The organism is Legionella steelei (assembly GCF_001468005.1).
Lineage (GTDB): Bacteria > Pseudomonadota > Gammaproteobacteria > Legionellales > Legionellaceae > Legionella > Legionella steelei.
Map to the genome: position 1 here is coordinate 968144 of NZ_LNYY01000019.1, position 15902 is coordinate 984045.

Sequence of the window (15902 nt, forward strand, 5' to 3'; positions counted from 1 at the left end):
GCAGCCAGGATCCAATAAATGCATTTCTTGAAATCCTGGTTGCCTGCAATCAGGTTACAACAACTCGGGAATTGCTTCGCCTGAAACGCCTTCAGTAACCGCAGGTTGTCGAGCAACTTGCTGATGTTGGGTTCCAAGAGCAGTCGATTGAGCGGGAATTCCCGACCAATGGGTATTTTCAGGTAAACGCTCACCTTTCATCAATAAAGAAAGGCTGCCGAGAGAAGAGTTTTCTTCCATTAGCGTATTGTAGAGAACAATTGAACCAACCCCTACATTACAACCCGAACCAATAGTCACATTAGAGACTTTAAATATTCTATCTTCATAAAGGTGAGTTTGAATGATTGTCTCAGCGTTAATGCATACATCATTGCCTATCGTAATTAAATCAAACTCTGAAAACTCAGCACTGTCTGTGAAAATCCTTTTACCGGCTTTAGTTCCTAAACAACGATGTATCCAAAGTGCAAAAGGAGTTCCTAAAACTTTGTTCGTTAAATGCGGGTTCGTATAATAGTTATATGAATACTCAATAACATCATTTTTCCAAATAAAAGGATCCCAAATAGCCTTGGTTAAAGGTTTTAATTTACCGAGCATAAGCCATTTAAGCGCGACCAATACACCAACAAGGCAGACTGTAAAGAACATTTCAGCTGGAGGTAAAACCAGAGCTGTAGTAAGCCAAGAGTATTCGCTTAACATATAATCTAAAACATAAAGCATATTGAATAACGCAATCAATGAGAATGTTGATGGTAAAATAATTCGTATAAACTCAATAGCTAGACGCATACGATAGAGTTTTTTAGAGGGATAAAACGTATCCTTATCAGAAAAACCAACAAATAACTCTCGCTTTGGCAGAAAGACTGCCGGCGAACCCAACCAAGCAGAATGAGGCTCCTTTGCTTTGTCTCCTGGTGGCGTCACAGATAAACATCCTAATAAGGCACCTTCTCCCATCGACTTACCTGAAGACAATAAACTTACATTACCTACGAAAGCTCTTCGTCCAACAGTTACTGGAGCAAAAGAAATAAAACCATTGCAAACGCTAGGCCAAGCTAAAGCGACGGAACTGGCGGTAAATCCACCTTCTTCAATAGTTACTAGGTCAGGAATAATATGGGGGGTTTCTCCCATCTCGACCCCTTTGCCTAGCTTTGCACCAAGTAAGCGTAAGAACATAGGTAAATACAAGGTGTCCGCCATTACTGAAATTTCATCACCATCCAATAATTTCACCATGATCCAGTGGCGGAAATAATAAAAGCTCTTTAAGGGATATTCGCCAGGTTTTATCTTATCCATAATGATCTTTTTACAGATCACTATGCATAAATAGTATAGTACTAAGAAGAGTATTGCCCCTAAAGGTATTGCAAAAAACATCGTAGTAAAATAATGGCTTTGATCGTAGTAATAACTGATCAAAGAGATGGAAGGAATTAAGCATAGGTAATACACTACCATCACAAAAACGACGCCTAAATAATGCAAAATACCGAAAAGAGTATTTTCCAACATAGTAGACTCTTCTACCGCAATCTTTTTCCGGGTTATGTGGTCAACCGGAGCCATACCAGGCAATGCAGGAGAACCAGAAAAATAAGCCCCTTGAGGAATTAAACCTTGATCGTGAAGCATGGACATGTCATCCAAAATCCCATTATCTTCGATCTGTGTATTTAAACCCACAACCGCACGTGAGCCTACAAAACAATTATTGCCTATGTTGATAGTACCTATTTTTAACCAGCCATCTTCAACTATATAGCCGTTAAGTCTACAGTCGGCCCCTATAGAAGTATTATCTCCTATAGTTAACAAATCATGAGCAGAAACCTGCATAGAGCCCAAATGGCAGTTCTTCCCTATTTTGGCTCCTAATAATCGATAATATATAGCTGCTAATGGGGAACCAACCAAAAATTTACCTAAAAACAAATTCTTAAGCAGCCTTTGTACTAGCCACCAGCGAAAATAAAACCACCCCCAAAGCGGGTATTCACCTGGTTTCACTCGCCCAAGTAATATCCACTTCAAACAGATCGTAATAAATAACGAAATGATGGGCATAGATAAAAACAAGGCTAAAAATGCAAGCTGTGACTCTCTGGAAATAATTGAATACTCAGAGCTCACCCAGCTATAACACAAAATAACGGCCAATAGTTGTAAGGTACCTACTGCATATTGCAACAAGCATCCAAAAAATTGACCAACACCACACAAATAATACTTCCACTGCGGTGCTCTATATTTTTTCTTGGCCGCTTGTTCTTCGCTTACTTGTGGATTGGCATTAGGGTCATTAAATTTCTGCTCTAACTGGCCAATTGTTGGATTTTTATACAAATCAAGAATTGAGATATTCTTTAACGCAGGTATTTTGCGTAAGTTAGAAATCACTTTAGCCGCATGTAACGAGTGCCCACCTAAATCATAAAAAAAGTCTGCAGTTACAGAAATATTGATACAATCAAACACCTTTTCCCAGACATGAGCAATTTCTCGAGCAAGTTCAGACTCAGGTGCTTTATAAATACTGTCTATCTTTTGCTGTGCCGGTTTGGGCAACTTTTTTCGGTTTACTTTGCCGCTCGCTAACACAGGAAAATTGTCTATAATTTCAATTAATGCAGGTAGCATATAATCAGGTAGGCGCGCTCTTAAAAAGATTTTAAGTTCATTTGCATCCAGCACATGATTGTTATCAAGGAGCACATAAGCAACAAGGGTAGGTTGTTCCAATTCTTGTAAAGAAACTACCGCTTGCTTAATTCCAGCATATTGCATGATCACGGTTTCAATTTCGTTTAGTTCAATACGAAATCCACGTAATTTTATTTGATCATCCACTCGCCCTGCAAAACGCAGGTTCCCATTAGGCGCTTTGGAAACCAAATCACCTGTGCGATATAAACGTTGATTGTTGTTTGCTGGATTGAGGACAAATTTTTCCGCCGTACTCTCGGGACGATTGACGTAACCACGCGCCAAAGCAATCCCTGCAATACACAACTCACCCTCCTCACCATCCGCCACTTCTCGCAATTGTTCATCCACAATCAGTACTTCATAACCTGGTAAAGGTTGTCCAATAGTGATTTCTTTGTCGGAATGACATTCTGCATAAGTCGCGATGATCGTTGCTTCAGTAGGACCATACGTGTTGACTATCCTTAGACCGTCTCTACTCCAACGTGCGACTAACGTAGCCGGGCAGGTTTCTCCGCCCAAAATTAAAAGACGCAAATCAGGCAATTGTCCCTCTAACGTAGACAATAGAGTAGGCACTGTTGAAAAAACACTAACACGGTGTTGTTGTAAAAAAGAAATTAAACCTAAGCCTGAACGGATTTCTTTTGTCGTACACGCAATAAGAGCAGCACCATTAGCAAAAGCCATCCAAAACTCTTCTAAAGAAGCATCAAATGCTAAAGAAAATCCTTGATATACTCTATCATTACTGGTTATATCGTAAAGTGTGCTCGCAACGTCTACATAGTGACAAATGCTACGATGCGTAATTTCCACTCCCTTAGGTTTTCCTGTTGAACCTGAAGTGTAGATGATGTAACACAAATCATCGGGATTCAAATCATCTTGAATCAACCTTTGTGCAGGGCGTTTAGAAATTTCGTCAGCAAGCGCATCAACTCTATAAGTAGTAGGCCATGTCAGATTTTTTTGGGCTTGCACGGAAGACGTTAAAACTGCATTGAAAGGCAAATCAGAAAAAATGTGGTTAATACGCTCATCAGGATAATCCACTTCAATAGGTACATAAGCAGCACCTGTTTTCAAAGTAGCGAGTATTGCAACATAGCATTCTACAGAGCGTTCTAATAGAATACCAACAATACTTCCTTTGGATATTTTGTTCTCGGAAAGGAAATGAGCTAATTGATTTGCGCGATGTTCTAATTCTTGATAAGAAATAAAAGCGTTATCACAAATCAATGCGATGTTGCTTGAGTAATTATCAACTGTTTTTTCAAAAAAATGATGCAATTGCATAGTGTTATAACCGGGTGAAAAACTCAAATTGGTTGACTCCTACTAATTGCGCTATTTTTCCACAGTTTAATTGATTTAATTGCTTATTTTTAACAAAAAAAGCGAGCAAGAGCGTTTATTCTCAATATATTATATTTAGCATCAATAGTAAAAGGCTTATGGAAAAAAACACAGAAGTAAGACTATAATTTTGGGGATTATAATTGTTTGTCGAATTACAATCGAGCCTATTGAAATAATTTTTTTCAATATTTATTTTCAATGCTACTAGGGCCTGTTTACAGACCCTAATCTAGTCCTCTCTCGACTAAGAAGAACAACTCATTACCTAAAAATTTCCTGCAGAAAATGGGTCATGGCTTGCCAAGAACGGTGTGCAGCAACCTCATTATAAATGGTGCCCAATTGCATATCATGCGCCAGCGGATTCGAAAAAGCATGTTGTACATGCCCATACATATGCATTTGCCAATCCACATTGGCATCAGTCATCTCTTTACAAAATGCGTGCACTGTTTCAGGCGGAACCATAGGATCGTCGTAGCCATGCAGAGCTAAAATTTTGGCTTTAATGGGTTCAGACTTTAGACTACCAGGTTTATGCAACAAACCATGAAAACTTACCACTCCCTTAAGATCAGCACCAGAACGTGCTAACTCAAGAGCGCACAAGCCACCAAAACAAAATCCAATAATTGCAACTCGCTTACTATCCACTTCAGGCATAGAACATGCAGCGGTTAATCCCGCTTGAATACGACGACGTAATAAATTTTGCTCAGAAACTAATGGATTCATGAGTGCTTGTTTTTCCTCAGTAGTGGAACCAAGTTGACCATGACCATACAAATCTATCGCAAAGCCAACATACCCCATCTGAGCGAGTAATTTGGCTTTCTCACATGCAAACTCATTACGACCAGACCAGTCATGAGCGACCAATACCGTAGGGCGAGGACCAGAAAAAGCCTTATCATAAGCTGCAAAACCATGACATTCCAACCCATGATCATGATAAATATAATTTGAAGTGTGCATTCCAAGCTCCCTAAAATAAACCAAAATTAAACGCTTAATGTGCCCTAGTTTATTAAATTGAGCCCAAGAGATAAAGTTATGAAATACATTAATTATTATTTAGGCAGATTATTTTATATCTGCTGATTACAGATTCTCTTGATTTATTTTTTTGAGAAAAAACATCATCTTCTGTGTATCTTGCTTGGTATGAACTCATCGTGGACAATGCATAGAAAAAACAAAGATAATTTATTCTTTTTTGGACTAAACTTAAAGTAAACTCTGAAGGGAATATAATCATGATAACTTCATCATTACTTCATGTACGCGATATTTTACATGCACAGTTGTGTTATCAGGCTTTTATTACACCTATTTTTTTCCCGGTGGAAAAACAATATAGAGATTTTGCAAAATTGGCTTGTGAGTTTGTGGAGGGAAGACGTACCGAGGTAATACATAATGAATTTCCACGCCATCATGTATTGCATCGTTTTGCGGCACAAAAAAATGCAAAAGGGAAAAAAATACTGATTACCCATGGATGGATATCTCGCGCAGCTTATATGGCACGCTTAATCCATACGCTACATCAACAAGGCTATGAAGTATATGCTCTTGATTTTCCAGCACATGGCGAAGCCAAAGGACTTCAACTACCATGGACTGATGCGGTTGCGATTTTAAAGAATACAATCAATCAATATGGTCCTTTCTATGCAGTTATCGGGCATTCTTTTGGCGGCTCTATGTTACTCAATACCTTGAATGTCGCTGGCCAACTTCCCGAATGGCAGCTAAAGCATAAGCCCGAACGGGCGATTTTAATTGCATCACCAACTCAAATGCGTAGCCCCGTTAACCAAATTGCCAAAAAATTTAAATTAAGTGGACATGGATATCTGCATCTACGCCAGGTAATGAAGCAGCAAGCACGCTTTGACATTACGCTGGTGCGCTTACACAATTTCATCTCTCAATACCCCCATATCCCTTTTTTATGCATCCATGGGGAGCTTGATGAAACGATAAGTACTAAAGAATCGATAGAATTCTGTAAAAAATACCCTGACTCCAAACTGTGTCTGCTTCCTGATGCAAATCATGTGAGCGTCTTATTGGACGAACGAGTAGAACGGTTGGTTTGTGATTTTCTGGAATGACTCTGTGGTGTTGGGCCAACACCACATGATTTTAAACACTTTCTATATATTGTCGCAATTTTTTCATTGCATTTTTTTCAAGCTGTCGGACTCGCTCAGCAGATACGCCATATTTTTTAGCCAAATCATGTAATGTCAGTTTTTCTTCAGCTAACCAGCGTTGTTGTAAAATATCCTGGCTACGCTCATCTAATTGCTCTAGAGCAAGCATTAACTTCTCACGGCCTTGTTCTCCCGCACTTTCTTTTTCCAACATGACTGAAGGATCATCATTCGCATTAAACAAATACCGCTCAGGTGCCGTATAGAATTCATCATGCTCATCAGCATCAGGAGCATCGTAAGGTGTATCCATCGCATTTAAACGTTGTTCCATGAGTAACACATCTTCACAGGTTACACCCAGATCTTGTGCTACAGCGGTCACTTCTTCGCGACTCATCCAGCCCAAACGATTTTTCATTTGGCGAAGATTAAAAAATAACTTGCGTTGTGCTTTGGTTGTCGCAATTTTAACAATACGCCAATTGCGTAAAACAAATTCATGAATTTCTGCTTTTATCCAGTGCACTGCAAAAGAGACGAGGCGTACGCCCATCTTAGGGTCAAAACGTTTTACTGCCTTCATCAAGCCAATATTACCTTCCTGAATTAAATCATTCAGAGGCAAACCATAGCCTAAATAACCACGGGCTACGCGAACAACATAACGCAAATGCGCAAGAACCAAATGACGTGCGGCCTCAAGATCCCCTTCAGAATGAAAACGTTCGGCATAGGCAATCTCTTCCTCTAAAGTTAACATAGGAATTTGATTGACCCTGTGAATATACGAATCAAGACTGCCCACAGGTAAATTCATTTCGGCAAGTTGCAAATATTGACTCATGCTTCTTCCTCTAAAATTTCTCTGTACAAATTAGGTGAGAATAAGACAAAACTCATAATTGAGGTTCTATGGAGGCTAATTGACGTTTTACAGATAAACGCGCTCCCATCCATCCTAGTATAATTGCAAATAAAACAAGTAGCAAGATCTGCCGCATTGACAATCCGGTTAACGGATAGTGCATTTGGTAGGCAACTGCTAGCTGGTTTACAGCCGCTCCCAGGCTGAAAATAAAAATATTAACCATAAAAATAGCAAAAATAGCCCCTAACGCACCGTACCACACTCCTGAATACAAAAATGGTCTGAGAATAAAAGGATCTTTTGCTCCAATTAATTTTAAGACTTGAATTTCTTCTTGTCGGCTATGCAGTGCCAAACGCAAGGTAGTACCTACAATCATAATTACAGCCATTGCTAATAAAGCCAATAATGCATCTGCAAACTTAGCAGCAAACCCTAACAAAGCATGCAAGCGACTTATCCACTCCATATCGACTTTTGCATTTTCAACATGCGATACAGATTGTAATTGCCGCGCTAACATATCCAGTTTTGCAGGTGAATCTATAATCAACGCCGGTACAACATCTATTAGCGCAGGCAAAGGATTCTCAGGAAGATAGCGCATAATATCCTGCATGCCCTCTTGCTGAGTTAACTCCGACAAACCATCAGCGGATGATTTTAAGGTTACTTGAGCGACACCATCTGTTGCGCGCACTTTTTGAAGAACAAGCTGCTGCTCCGCTTCAGATAAACCAGGTTTTAAATAAAGAGATATATGTCCGCCGCGCTGCCAGTTTGCAGTTAATTTGGCTACATTATCAGAAAATACCCAAAAAAGAGCCGGCAATGCTAAGGCGATCGCGATCACTATAGAAGTCATCATCGTTGCCAAAGGTTTGCGGCATAATGAATTTAAACTTTGTATTGCCGCCTGCAGGTGATAAGAGAGGATTGCTTGTGCTCGCTTTAACACATTCGGCCTCCTTTTAACATGACAATACGGTGTTTCATTCCGGCAATCAATGCCAAATCATGTGTGGCGATTAAGATACTTACGCCTACTTGATTAAACTGTTCAAAAATAGCCATGATTTCTGTAGAAAGTTTGGGGTCAAGATTTCCTGTTGGCTCATCTGCCAATAATAATGAAGGCTTATGCACAACTGCACGTGCAATGCCCACCCGTTGCTGCTCACCTCCTGATAAATGGGCGGGAAGCATTTTTTCCTTGCTTAGTAAACCCACCATATCCAAGGCTGCGTGCACTCTTTTGGCAATCATGGGATGTGCCATACCCTGAATTTGTAAAGGTAGGGCAACATTATCAAAAATGGTACGATCATTAAGTAAGTAAGGTGATTGAAAAGTAATACCCAGTTGGCTGCGATGCGCAGCAACATCACGTTTTTTTACTTGATTCAAACGTAAACCATTTACTGTGAGTTGGCCCGAAGTAGGCCATTCTAAAAGAGCAATCAATTTCAGTAAGGTGCTTTTCCCTGCTCCTGAATGTCCAGTAAGAAAAACCATTTCTCCCTTCTGCAAGGAAAAATTCACTTGACTTAATGCTTCAAAACCACCTGGATAACGTTTAGTTACTTGGTCAAATGTGATCATTGAATAGTGCACCAACAAATTGCGCTGCATCAAAGGGTCTTAAATCCTCAATCCCTTCACCAATCCCTATATAACGAAAGGGTATTCCTAGTTCATTCGCAATAGCAAACAAAATTCCACCTTTAGCTGTTCCATCCAATTTAGTCATGGTAATCCCAGTCAACCCAACTGCTTCATTAAATTGCCGCGCTTGAACTAGAGCATTTTGCCCTATGCTTGCATCCAATACCAACATTGTTTCATGAGGAGCCTCGGGACAAAGCTTCTGTAATACCCGTTTTACTTTCTTTAATTCGTCCATGAGATTACCTTGCGTATGCAACCGACCAGCAGTATCAGCAATTAAGATATCTACTTTACGCGCTTTTGCTGCTTGCAACGCATCAAAAATCACTGAGGCACTATCTGCGCCTGTATGCTGGGCAATCACGGGGATATCATTTCGCTCCCCCCAAACATGCAATTGCTCCACTGCAGCAGCTCTAAAAGTATCTCCCGCCGCTAACATGACTTTTTTACCTTGGCGCTGAAATTGTTTCGCTAATTTCCCTATAGTCGTCGTTTTCCCAGCACCGTTCACGCCCACCATTAAGATAACAAATGGCGAATGGTCAGCAGTTTCTAAAGTTAGCGTTTGGTTGCTTTCACCTAGAATGGATTGTAAATGAGATTTCAACGCATCATAAACAGCATTGCCATCTGATAACTGCTTACGAGCCAAGCGTTCAGCCAATTGATTTAATACAGTTTGAGTAGTCTCCATACCCAAATCAGCACTGATTAAAAGCGTTTCTAGCTCATCCAACAAATCTTGGCTGATTTCCTTTTTACCTAACAACAATCGCCCAATTCCATCACCTAGCTGGTGACGTGTTTTACTTAATCCTTTTCTGAACCGTGCAAAAATCCCCTCTTTTACAAGCTCTTGTTCCGGTTCCGTTACATCCACAGAAACTTGAGGCAACGAGTCAGCAGCACTTTGTGAATTATCGGGCTCTGCAGAGGTGGAATCATGACTTCGCTTAAACCATTTAATCATATAGTATACAAATCCTGAAAAATATGAAATTCTATCATCTTTTTTACTTTGAGGTTAAGTTGTGCGCAAAATACTGTTTACTTTACTCATGATACTATCTTGCCAGACCTTTAGCCAAGTTCAAGAGTTTATCTTGAATAATGGATTAAAAATATTAGTGAAAGAAGATCACCGTGCTCCTATTGCAGTATCAATGATTTGGTATAACGTAGGTTCCGCTGATGAGCCTGGTGGGATTACAGGCTTATCCCATGCAATGGAACATATGATGTTTAAAGGCACTGAAAAATTTCCTTTAGGTGTTTTTTCCAAAACCATAGCGGAAATTGGTGCTCAAGCTAATGCATTCACTAGTAATGATTATACCGCTTTTTTTGAAAAAACAGATGCATCAAAACTCGCTACCAGTTTTGAGCTAGAAGCAGATCGTATGAATCATTTGCTTCTTGATACTAATGAATTTGCTAAAGAAATTAAAGTAATCCAGGAAGAGCGGCGCCTGCGCACAGATGACAATCCACAAGCACTAGCCTTTGAGCGCTTTTTAGCTACTGCGCACTTAAGTGCTCCTTATCATCATCCAGTGATTGGCTGGATGAGTGATTTGAGACAGATGAATGTTGAGGATCTAAGAGCGTGGTATAAAAAATATTATGCGCCGAATAATGCGACTTTAGTTGTTGTGGGAGACGTTAACCCAGAACAAGTTCGCACTTTAGCAGAACAGTATTTTGGGGCGTTGCCAAAACAACCTATTCCTGAAAGAAAATTAAAAAAAGAGCCACCTGAGTTAGGCCTGAAAATTGTTCATATTCAAACAACTGCAGCAAAATTACCGCTACTCATGATGGGCTACTCAGTTCCCAGTGTAAATACTGCAAAAAAAGCATATGAACCTTACGCTTTAGAAATTATCACGGGAATTTTAAACGCAGGTGAAAGCGCGCGTTTTTCTAAAAATTTAGTTCGCATCAAACACATTGCTAATGATGCAAATAGCTATTATAACCCCTACACAAGATATCAAACTCAGTTTATCGTATATGGTTCTCCTAACCAAAATCATACGATTGGCGATTTACAAAGCGGACTTCTTACTGAATTAGATGATTTGAAAAAAAATCTGGTTAGTGAAACTGAATTACAACGCATAAAAAATCAAATCATTGCACAAAAAACTTTTGAAAAAGATTCCATTTACGGGCAAGCCTCAGAATTAGGTCTTTTAGAAACAATCGGAATTGGTTGGAAAAAAAGCGAGGAGTATACGCAAGCAATCAATGCGATTACGCCACAGCAAATTCAACAAACCGCCCAACGTTATTTTCAAGAAAAGAATATGACTACTGCAATATTAGAACCTCAAACACAAAAGGTGGCACCATGAGAATTTTTAGCGCATGTATTTTGGCAATAACGATTGGACTGTCACATTCAGTAGCTGCAAGTACATTTAAAACCGAAAAATGGTTAACTAAAAATGGCGTGCAAGTTGTTTTTTATCCGGCGATGGAAGTACCCATGCTGGATATATGCATCGCTTTTGCAGCAGGATCCGCCTATGACGAAAACCAATATGGGCTCAGTGCCTTAACCAGCAGCATGATGAATCAGGGAAATGCTGGCCAAAATGCAACAGCCGTAGCTGAATCTCTAGCTGATGTAGGCGCTCAATATAAAGTCGAAATCAACAGAGATATGGTGGTATTTAGTCTTAGAACCTTAGTTACCCAAGAAGCTCTATCCAAAGCAGGTTATACCTTTACTCAAATTATTAATCATCCCGACTTTCCTGACCCCGCATTTTCCAGAGAAAAAAAACAACAGCTTATGGCAATCGAACAGTCTCAAGATGCTCCCGATGACGTAGCACAGCTCAATTTTTTCCAGGCTTTATATCAACAGCATCCCTATGCACATCCAGTTCGTGGGACAGCTGCGACGGTCAATGCACTAAATAAAAGCCAAGTGATTGAATTTAATAAACGTTATTACGTTGCAAAAAATGCCATTTTAGTTATGGTCGGAGCAATGAATAGCAAGACGGCACACCAACTTGCCGATCAATTGACTCAAGAACTTCCAGAAGGACAAGCAGCCCCTGCTATCCCTAAAGCCCCCCAACTACCCCAAGCAAAAACAATAAACATTCCATTTCCATCATCACAAACGATGATACGCCTTGGTCAGATCGGTATTGATCACCATAATCCCAACTATTTTCCTCTCCTAGTAGGAAATTATATTTTAGGAGGAGGAGCTTTAGTTTCCCGACTTGCAGTCGAAGTAAGGGAAAAACGTGGCTTAACGTATGGGATAGAAAGTCAGTTTGCTCCTATGTCGGGAAATGGCCCTTTCCTTATTAGCTTATCAACTAAAAATAAACAAACTAAAGAAGCCTTGAATGTGATTCAGAATGTTTTGCGAACCTACATTGATAAAGGTCCTACTGATGCAGAGATGAATGCTGCGAAGCAATACCTTATTGGTAGTTTTCCACTTTCGTTATCCGGTAATCGCAGTATTGCAACGCTCTTATTGCGAATGACTTTTTATCATTTGCCGGAAGATTTCCTTGACAGCTATACTGCTCGCATTAATGCAATAACCAGTGAACAAGTAAAACAAGCATTCCAACAACAAGTCAATCCCGATAAATTGTTACTCGTCACTGTGGGTAAATCGTGAAACAAGTCATTCGCATTATTGGTGGGATGTATCGAGGGAAAAAACTACATTTTCCAGATGTAGAAGGCCTACGCCCTACCCCGGATCGTGTACGCGAGACGTTATTTAATTGGCTGATGCATGACATCAGAGAAGCCCACTGCCTAGACGCTTTTTCAGGGAGTGGTGCTTTAGGCCTGGAGGCATTCTCCCGAGGGGCTGCGCGCGTTGTTTTTCTTGAACAATCACCCAAAGCACATGCCAGCTTACAGAAGATAATCGCTGCATTTAACAGTCCAAAACTTAAACTACTACAGACCGATGCGATACAGTATCTGCAGCGTGTTCAAGAAGAGTTTGATATTATTTTCTTGGACCCTCCTTTTGCGCAAACCTATCTTCCCCAATGTATTGCTTATATAGCACAAAGCAATATTCTCAAACGTGGAGGCCTTGTTTATGTGGAGTCCCCTTCTATGCTGCATTTGGATGAAAAAATATGGAGACAAATAAAACTCAAACAAGCAGGACAAGTTGTATATGCATTATTTGAGAAACTAATTTGAGCGCTAAAGTTGCATGCGATACCCCTGGTTCACGTTCCTACAACCAGGCTACAAAACAATTAAAGTCAAAAATTTTCTGAACTTATTTTCATTTAAATTCATACAATTCCTTATTTATAGGCTTGACAAGCAGCCTAGCTCCTGTTTCAATCAAACGAATAATTCCAGACATTAAAGAACATTGAATGAACAACAAGCTTGTCACGCTGTTTCTTGCCTCAATCCTGCTTGTAGGTTGTAAACATGGTGCTGTGCTCTTTAAAAAACCACCAATGAACAATCCTAGTGATGATGCTACAATTAAACTAGCAGAAGCAGCAGTATCTGTAAGCGATTCCATGCATGAAATGGCACGAGTCCAAAAAGTCATTCAACCGCCGCCTGTAGACAACACACTGACCATACCTAATGCGTATAACTTACAAGCCAGAGCAAGTGTAGACTGGTCTGGTCCTATTGAAGAGTTAACTGCCCGCATTGCCAAGTCCGCACATTTCAGGCTTCGTGTTTTAGGAAAAGCCCCTTCAATTCCAATTTTAATTAGTCTTAATACTAAAGATGAAAGTTTAGCTGAACTCCTGCGTGATATTGATTACCAAGCTGGGTTGAAAGCCAGTATTCACGTATACCCTAACAGTCAAGTTGTTGAATTGCGCTATGCCAAAATTTATTCATAGTTTAATAGTTGTATTGTCTGCTTTATTAATTGCATGTCACTCATCAAAATATATGGGCGATACGAACTCATTAGCAGGGCTACAGGCTATGGCCAATGTAACCCAAAAGGAAAGAAATAAAAAACAAAACGGTAGAATACGCCAAACAGCACTACGAGAAACTGCTTTAAGTCTTGGCGCTCAAGCAGGTCTGGCAAATCGTGCCAAAGCTATTGATGAGCAACTTATCAAACAAACGCGCAGACTCGATGCCATTTATGATTTTAATTCTTTGATTCTAGAACATAACATTTTGCCCCCAGTACTCTTAGAAGGCAGAAATACCCTTAATCTTGCCGATGCGCAAACCATCCGTATTTCTGATCGTACTTATAGAGTAGCAAAGCAAGCTCATTTTGTTACCACGCCACCAACTTGGCGGCAATATTTATGGCTAGATTATGTAAAACCAGAATACCCTCACTATACTCTGTTGCCTAAGAATAAGGTAGAGAAGAAGATATGGTGCCTGTACGTAGCAAGAGGCTGGAAAAACGGTATTGATCAAGCTAATACCATTCTTGAGGAAAACATAGCCCGTATCAAAGAAGATTTTAGTGGAATGATCCTTTACAGAAAATTATTAGCAATGAATATGGTCACCCCCCCTTATGTCTCTCATACAGACTTGGGAATCACCGGTGATGCGTCTGAAATTCATATTGACGATAGAGTTCTGAGAATTACGGCATTGCCAGCCTTGAATGTGAACAGCGACCAATGGCGAGCAGCAGTTTCTAAAGATGAAAATGCGCTAGAGCAGTTCAAAAACATGGAAAAATTAGCAAATCGTTCTAAAATTATAATAACAGATAAGTCCTGGCAGCCTACAATTGCCCCGGTTAACGACAACAATAGTATTCACTGATAATAAGTATGAATAATAAAACTTATTTAATGCCTGATGAGCCAACACGTTTTACTCCTTTATTTATGGATAAAATGTTGGAACATACTGAGCGTTTAAACGCTTCTGATATTACAATTCAAACCGGCGAACCCATTTACGCTGAGGTTTATGGGAAGCTTTTACGCATCACAAATCGTCGTTTATCTAATACAGAGCTCGGTGATTTAATTAATGCGATATATGGCCCTAATGCCACAACCCAGCTCCTTTCAGGTAAGGATATTGATACGCACTATGAGTTTCGTCCTAATCGTGGAGTCAGATACCGTTACCGTGTCAATGGTACTGCTTGTCTTGTCGAAGGTCATGATGCAATCCAGATTACTTTAAGAACGATTCCTACAACCCCCCCCAGACTGGCGACGATGAATCTACCCGATAACGTGCTGGAAGCTGTTGCCCCACAAGAAGGAATTGTATTTATCACCGGGGCAACTGGTTCAGGTAAATCAACATTATTAGCGTCCATCATTCGAGACTTAATCGAAACAGAGGATTCAAACCGTAAAGTGTTGACCTATGAATCTCCAATCGAATTTGTCTATGATGAAATTGAAACCATCTCTGCCGTCGTGAGCCAATCAGAAATTCCACGTCACTTACCAAGCTTTGCAGATGGAGTAAGAAACGCTTTACGGCGTAAACCACGTTTAATTATGGTGGGTGAGTGTCGAGATGCAGAAACAATCAGCGCGGCTTTAGAGGCAGCACTTACTGGACACCCAGTATATACAACTTTACATACTTCCGGCGTGGCCGAAACCATGCGTCGTCTTGTCACTTCATTCTCTGGTGAAGAGCGTTTAGGACGAACTATTGATATTTTGGAAACAATAAGATTATGTATTTGGCAAAAACTTGTGCCCACCGTAGACGACAAAAGGGTTGCATTAAGAGAGTATCTCGTATTTGATGAAGAAGTCCGAGATATTTTACTTGAAAGCGATCCTAATGACGTAACCTCTGCTACTCGTAAATTAGTACGCCAAAAAGGTCAGCTGATGACCTGGGATGCAAAAATGAAATTTGAACAAGGCATTATCAGTGAGCGGGTATACAAATTAATTATTGCTGGCGCTAAAGATTATCAACAAACAGAGAATCTTTAGTAAACTAGACCTGGCTTTTAATATGACACCCACCGAGTCCCTTATCATTGAAAGGTGCAAGCGGCAACACTGAAGAGCAATACGCCTCAGAACAACAATACGTCATCCCGAAACCTCTAACTTAATAATAGACTGCTGCTAAGTCGAGCGCCTAACAAAACGCCAAGG

General features: G+C 40.1%; 13 protein-coding genes. 7 read left to right on the plus strand and 6 right to left on the minus strand.

All coding sequences use genetic code 11. From position 1 onward, the window contains the following. Nucleotides 1-54: 54 nt before the first annotated feature. On the minus strand, nucleotides 55-4056 hold the full coding sequence (locus Lste_RS08380) for a Pls/PosA family non-ribosomal peptide synthetase (RefSeq protein ID WP_237760452.1): 4002 nt from the start codon (nucleotides 4054-4056) through the stop codon (nucleotides 55-57). Between the two features lie 297 nt (nucleotides 4057-4353). Continuing rightward, nucleotides 4354-5067, minus strand: a complete 714-nt coding sequence (locus Lste_RS08385; protein WP_058510582.1) for a dienelactone hydrolase family protein — start codon at nucleotides 5065-5067, stop codon at nucleotides 4354-4356. A 281-nt stretch (nucleotides 5068-5348) separates the two neighbouring features. Between Lste_RS08385 and Lste_RS08390 the strand changes: the two genes are divergently transcribed. After that, nucleotides 5349-6212, plus strand: a complete 864-nt coding sequence (locus tag Lste_RS08390; protein ID WP_058510583.1) for an alpha/beta hydrolase — start codon at nucleotides 5349-5351, stop codon at nucleotides 6210-6212. 31 nt (nucleotides 6213-6243) lie between these two features. Here Lste_RS08390 and rpoH read toward each other — a convergent pair whose 3' ends face one another. From rpoH to ftsY, 4 genes are read right to left on the minus strand one after another with little or no spacing between them, the layout of a single operon-like run. Continuing rightward, on the minus strand, nucleotides 6244-7101 hold the full coding sequence (gene rpoH / locus Lste_RS08395) for an RNA polymerase sigma factor RpoH (protein WP_058510584.1): 858 nt from the start codon (nucleotides 7099-7101) through the stop codon (nucleotides 6244-6246). A 52-nt stretch (nucleotides 7102-7153) separates the two neighbouring features. Continuing rightward, nucleotides 7154-8083: a permease-like cell division protein FtsX gene (ftsX, locus tag Lste_RS08400; RefSeq protein ID WP_058510585.1), complete on the minus strand. Its 930-nt coding sequence runs from the start codon at nucleotides 8081-8083 to the stop codon at nucleotides 7154-7156. Beyond that, complete coding sequence (gene ftsE, locus Lste_RS08405) at nucleotides 8077-8727, minus strand: cell division ATP-binding protein FtsE (RefSeq protein ID WP_058510586.1); 651 nt, start codon at nucleotides 8725-8727, stop codon at nucleotides 8077-8079. The genes ftsX and ftsE overlap by 7 nt, the downstream gene beginning before the upstream one ends. Continuing rightward, entirely contained in the window at nucleotides 8714-9766 is a 1053-nt protein-coding gene (gene ftsY / locus Lste_RS08410; RefSeq protein ID WP_058510587.1) for a signal recognition particle-docking protein FtsY, read from the minus strand. The genes ftsE and ftsY overlap by 14 nt, the downstream gene beginning before the upstream one ends. Before the next feature lie 61 nt (nucleotides 9767-9827). On the opposite strand from ftsY, the gene Lste_RS08415 reads away from it, so the two are divergent. The 6 genes from Lste_RS08415 to dotB all read left to right on the plus strand — a co-directional run bounded on the left by Lste_RS08415 (nucleotide 9828) and on the right by dotB (nucleotide 15734). After that, nucleotides 9828-11153 carry a M16 family metallopeptidase gene (locus Lste_RS08415; protein ID WP_058510588.1) on the plus strand — a complete coding sequence of 442 codons (1326 nt, stop codon included), beginning with the start codon at nucleotides 9828-9830 and terminating at the stop codon, nucleotides 11151-11153. Then, entirely contained in the window at nucleotides 11150-12454 is a 1305-nt protein-coding gene (locus Lste_RS08420; RefSeq protein ID WP_058510589.1) for a M16 family metallopeptidase, read from the plus strand. The genes Lste_RS08415 and Lste_RS08420 overlap by 4 nt, the downstream gene beginning before the upstream one ends. Then, entirely contained in the window at nucleotides 12451-12999 is a 549-nt protein-coding gene (rsmD, locus tag Lste_RS08425; RefSeq protein WP_058510590.1) for a 16S rRNA (guanine(966)-N(2))-methyltransferase RsmD, read from the plus strand. The genes Lste_RS08420 and rsmD overlap by 4 nt, the downstream gene beginning before the upstream one ends. 185 nt (nucleotides 13000-13184) lie before the next feature. Next, the gene (gene dotD, locus Lste_RS08430; RefSeq protein ID WP_058510591.1) at nucleotides 13185-13676 is read left to right on the plus strand and encodes a type IVB secretion system lipoprotein DotD; all 492 of its coding nucleotides are present in this window, start codon (nucleotides 13185-13187) and stop codon (nucleotides 13674-13676) included. Next, nucleotides 13657-14583, plus strand: a complete 927-nt coding sequence (locus Lste_RS08435; protein WP_058510592.1) for a type IV secretion system DotC family protein — start codon at nucleotides 13657-13659, stop codon at nucleotides 14581-14583. The genes dotD and Lste_RS08435 overlap by 20 nt, the downstream gene beginning before the upstream one ends. Nucleotides 14584-14591: 8 nt before the next feature. Further along, nucleotides 14592-15734 carry a Dot/Icm type IV secretion system ATPase DotB gene (gene dotB / locus Lste_RS08440; RefSeq protein WP_058510593.1) on the plus strand — a complete coding sequence of 381 codons (1143 nt, stop codon included), beginning with the start codon at nucleotides 14592-14594 and terminating at the stop codon, nucleotides 15732-15734. Nucleotides 15735-15902: the final 168 nt, after the last annotated feature.

Excerpts from the sequence above, each read along its gene's own strand:
- Lste_RS08385 (WP_058510582.1), bottom strand. The coding sequence starts at position 5,067 with ATGCACACTTCAAATTATATTTATCATGATCATGGGTTGGAATGTCAT.
- Lste_RS08390 (WP_058510583.1), top strand. The coding sequence starts at position 5,349 with ATGATAACTTCATCATTACTTCATGTACGCGATATTTTACATGCACAG.
- rpoH (WP_058510584.1), bottom strand. The coding sequence starts at position 7,101 with ATGAGTCAATATTTGCAACTTGCCGAAATGAATTTACCTGTGGGCAGT.
- ftsE (WP_058510586.1), bottom strand. The coding sequence starts at position 8,727 with ATGATCACATTTGACCAAGTAACTAAACGTTATCCAGGTGGTTTTGAA.
- ftsY (WP_058510587.1), bottom strand. The coding sequence starts at position 9,766 with ATGATTAAATGGTTTAAGCGAAGTCATGATTCCACCTCTGCAGAGCCC.
- Lste_RS08420 (WP_058510589.1), top strand. The coding sequence starts at position 11,150 with ATGAGAATTTTTAGCGCATGTATTTTGGCAATAACGATTGGACTGTCA.
- dotD (WP_058510591.1), top strand. The coding sequence starts at position 13,185 with ATGAACAACAAGCTTGTCACGCTGTTTCTTGCCTCAATCCTGCTTGTA.
- Lste_RS08435 (WP_058510592.1), top strand. The coding sequence starts at position 13,657 with ATGCCAAAATTTATTCATAGTTTAATAGTTGTATTGTCTGCTTTATTA.
- dotB (WP_058510593.1), top strand. The coding sequence starts at position 14,592 with ATGAATAATAAAACTTATTTAATGCCTGATGAGCCAACACGTTTTACT.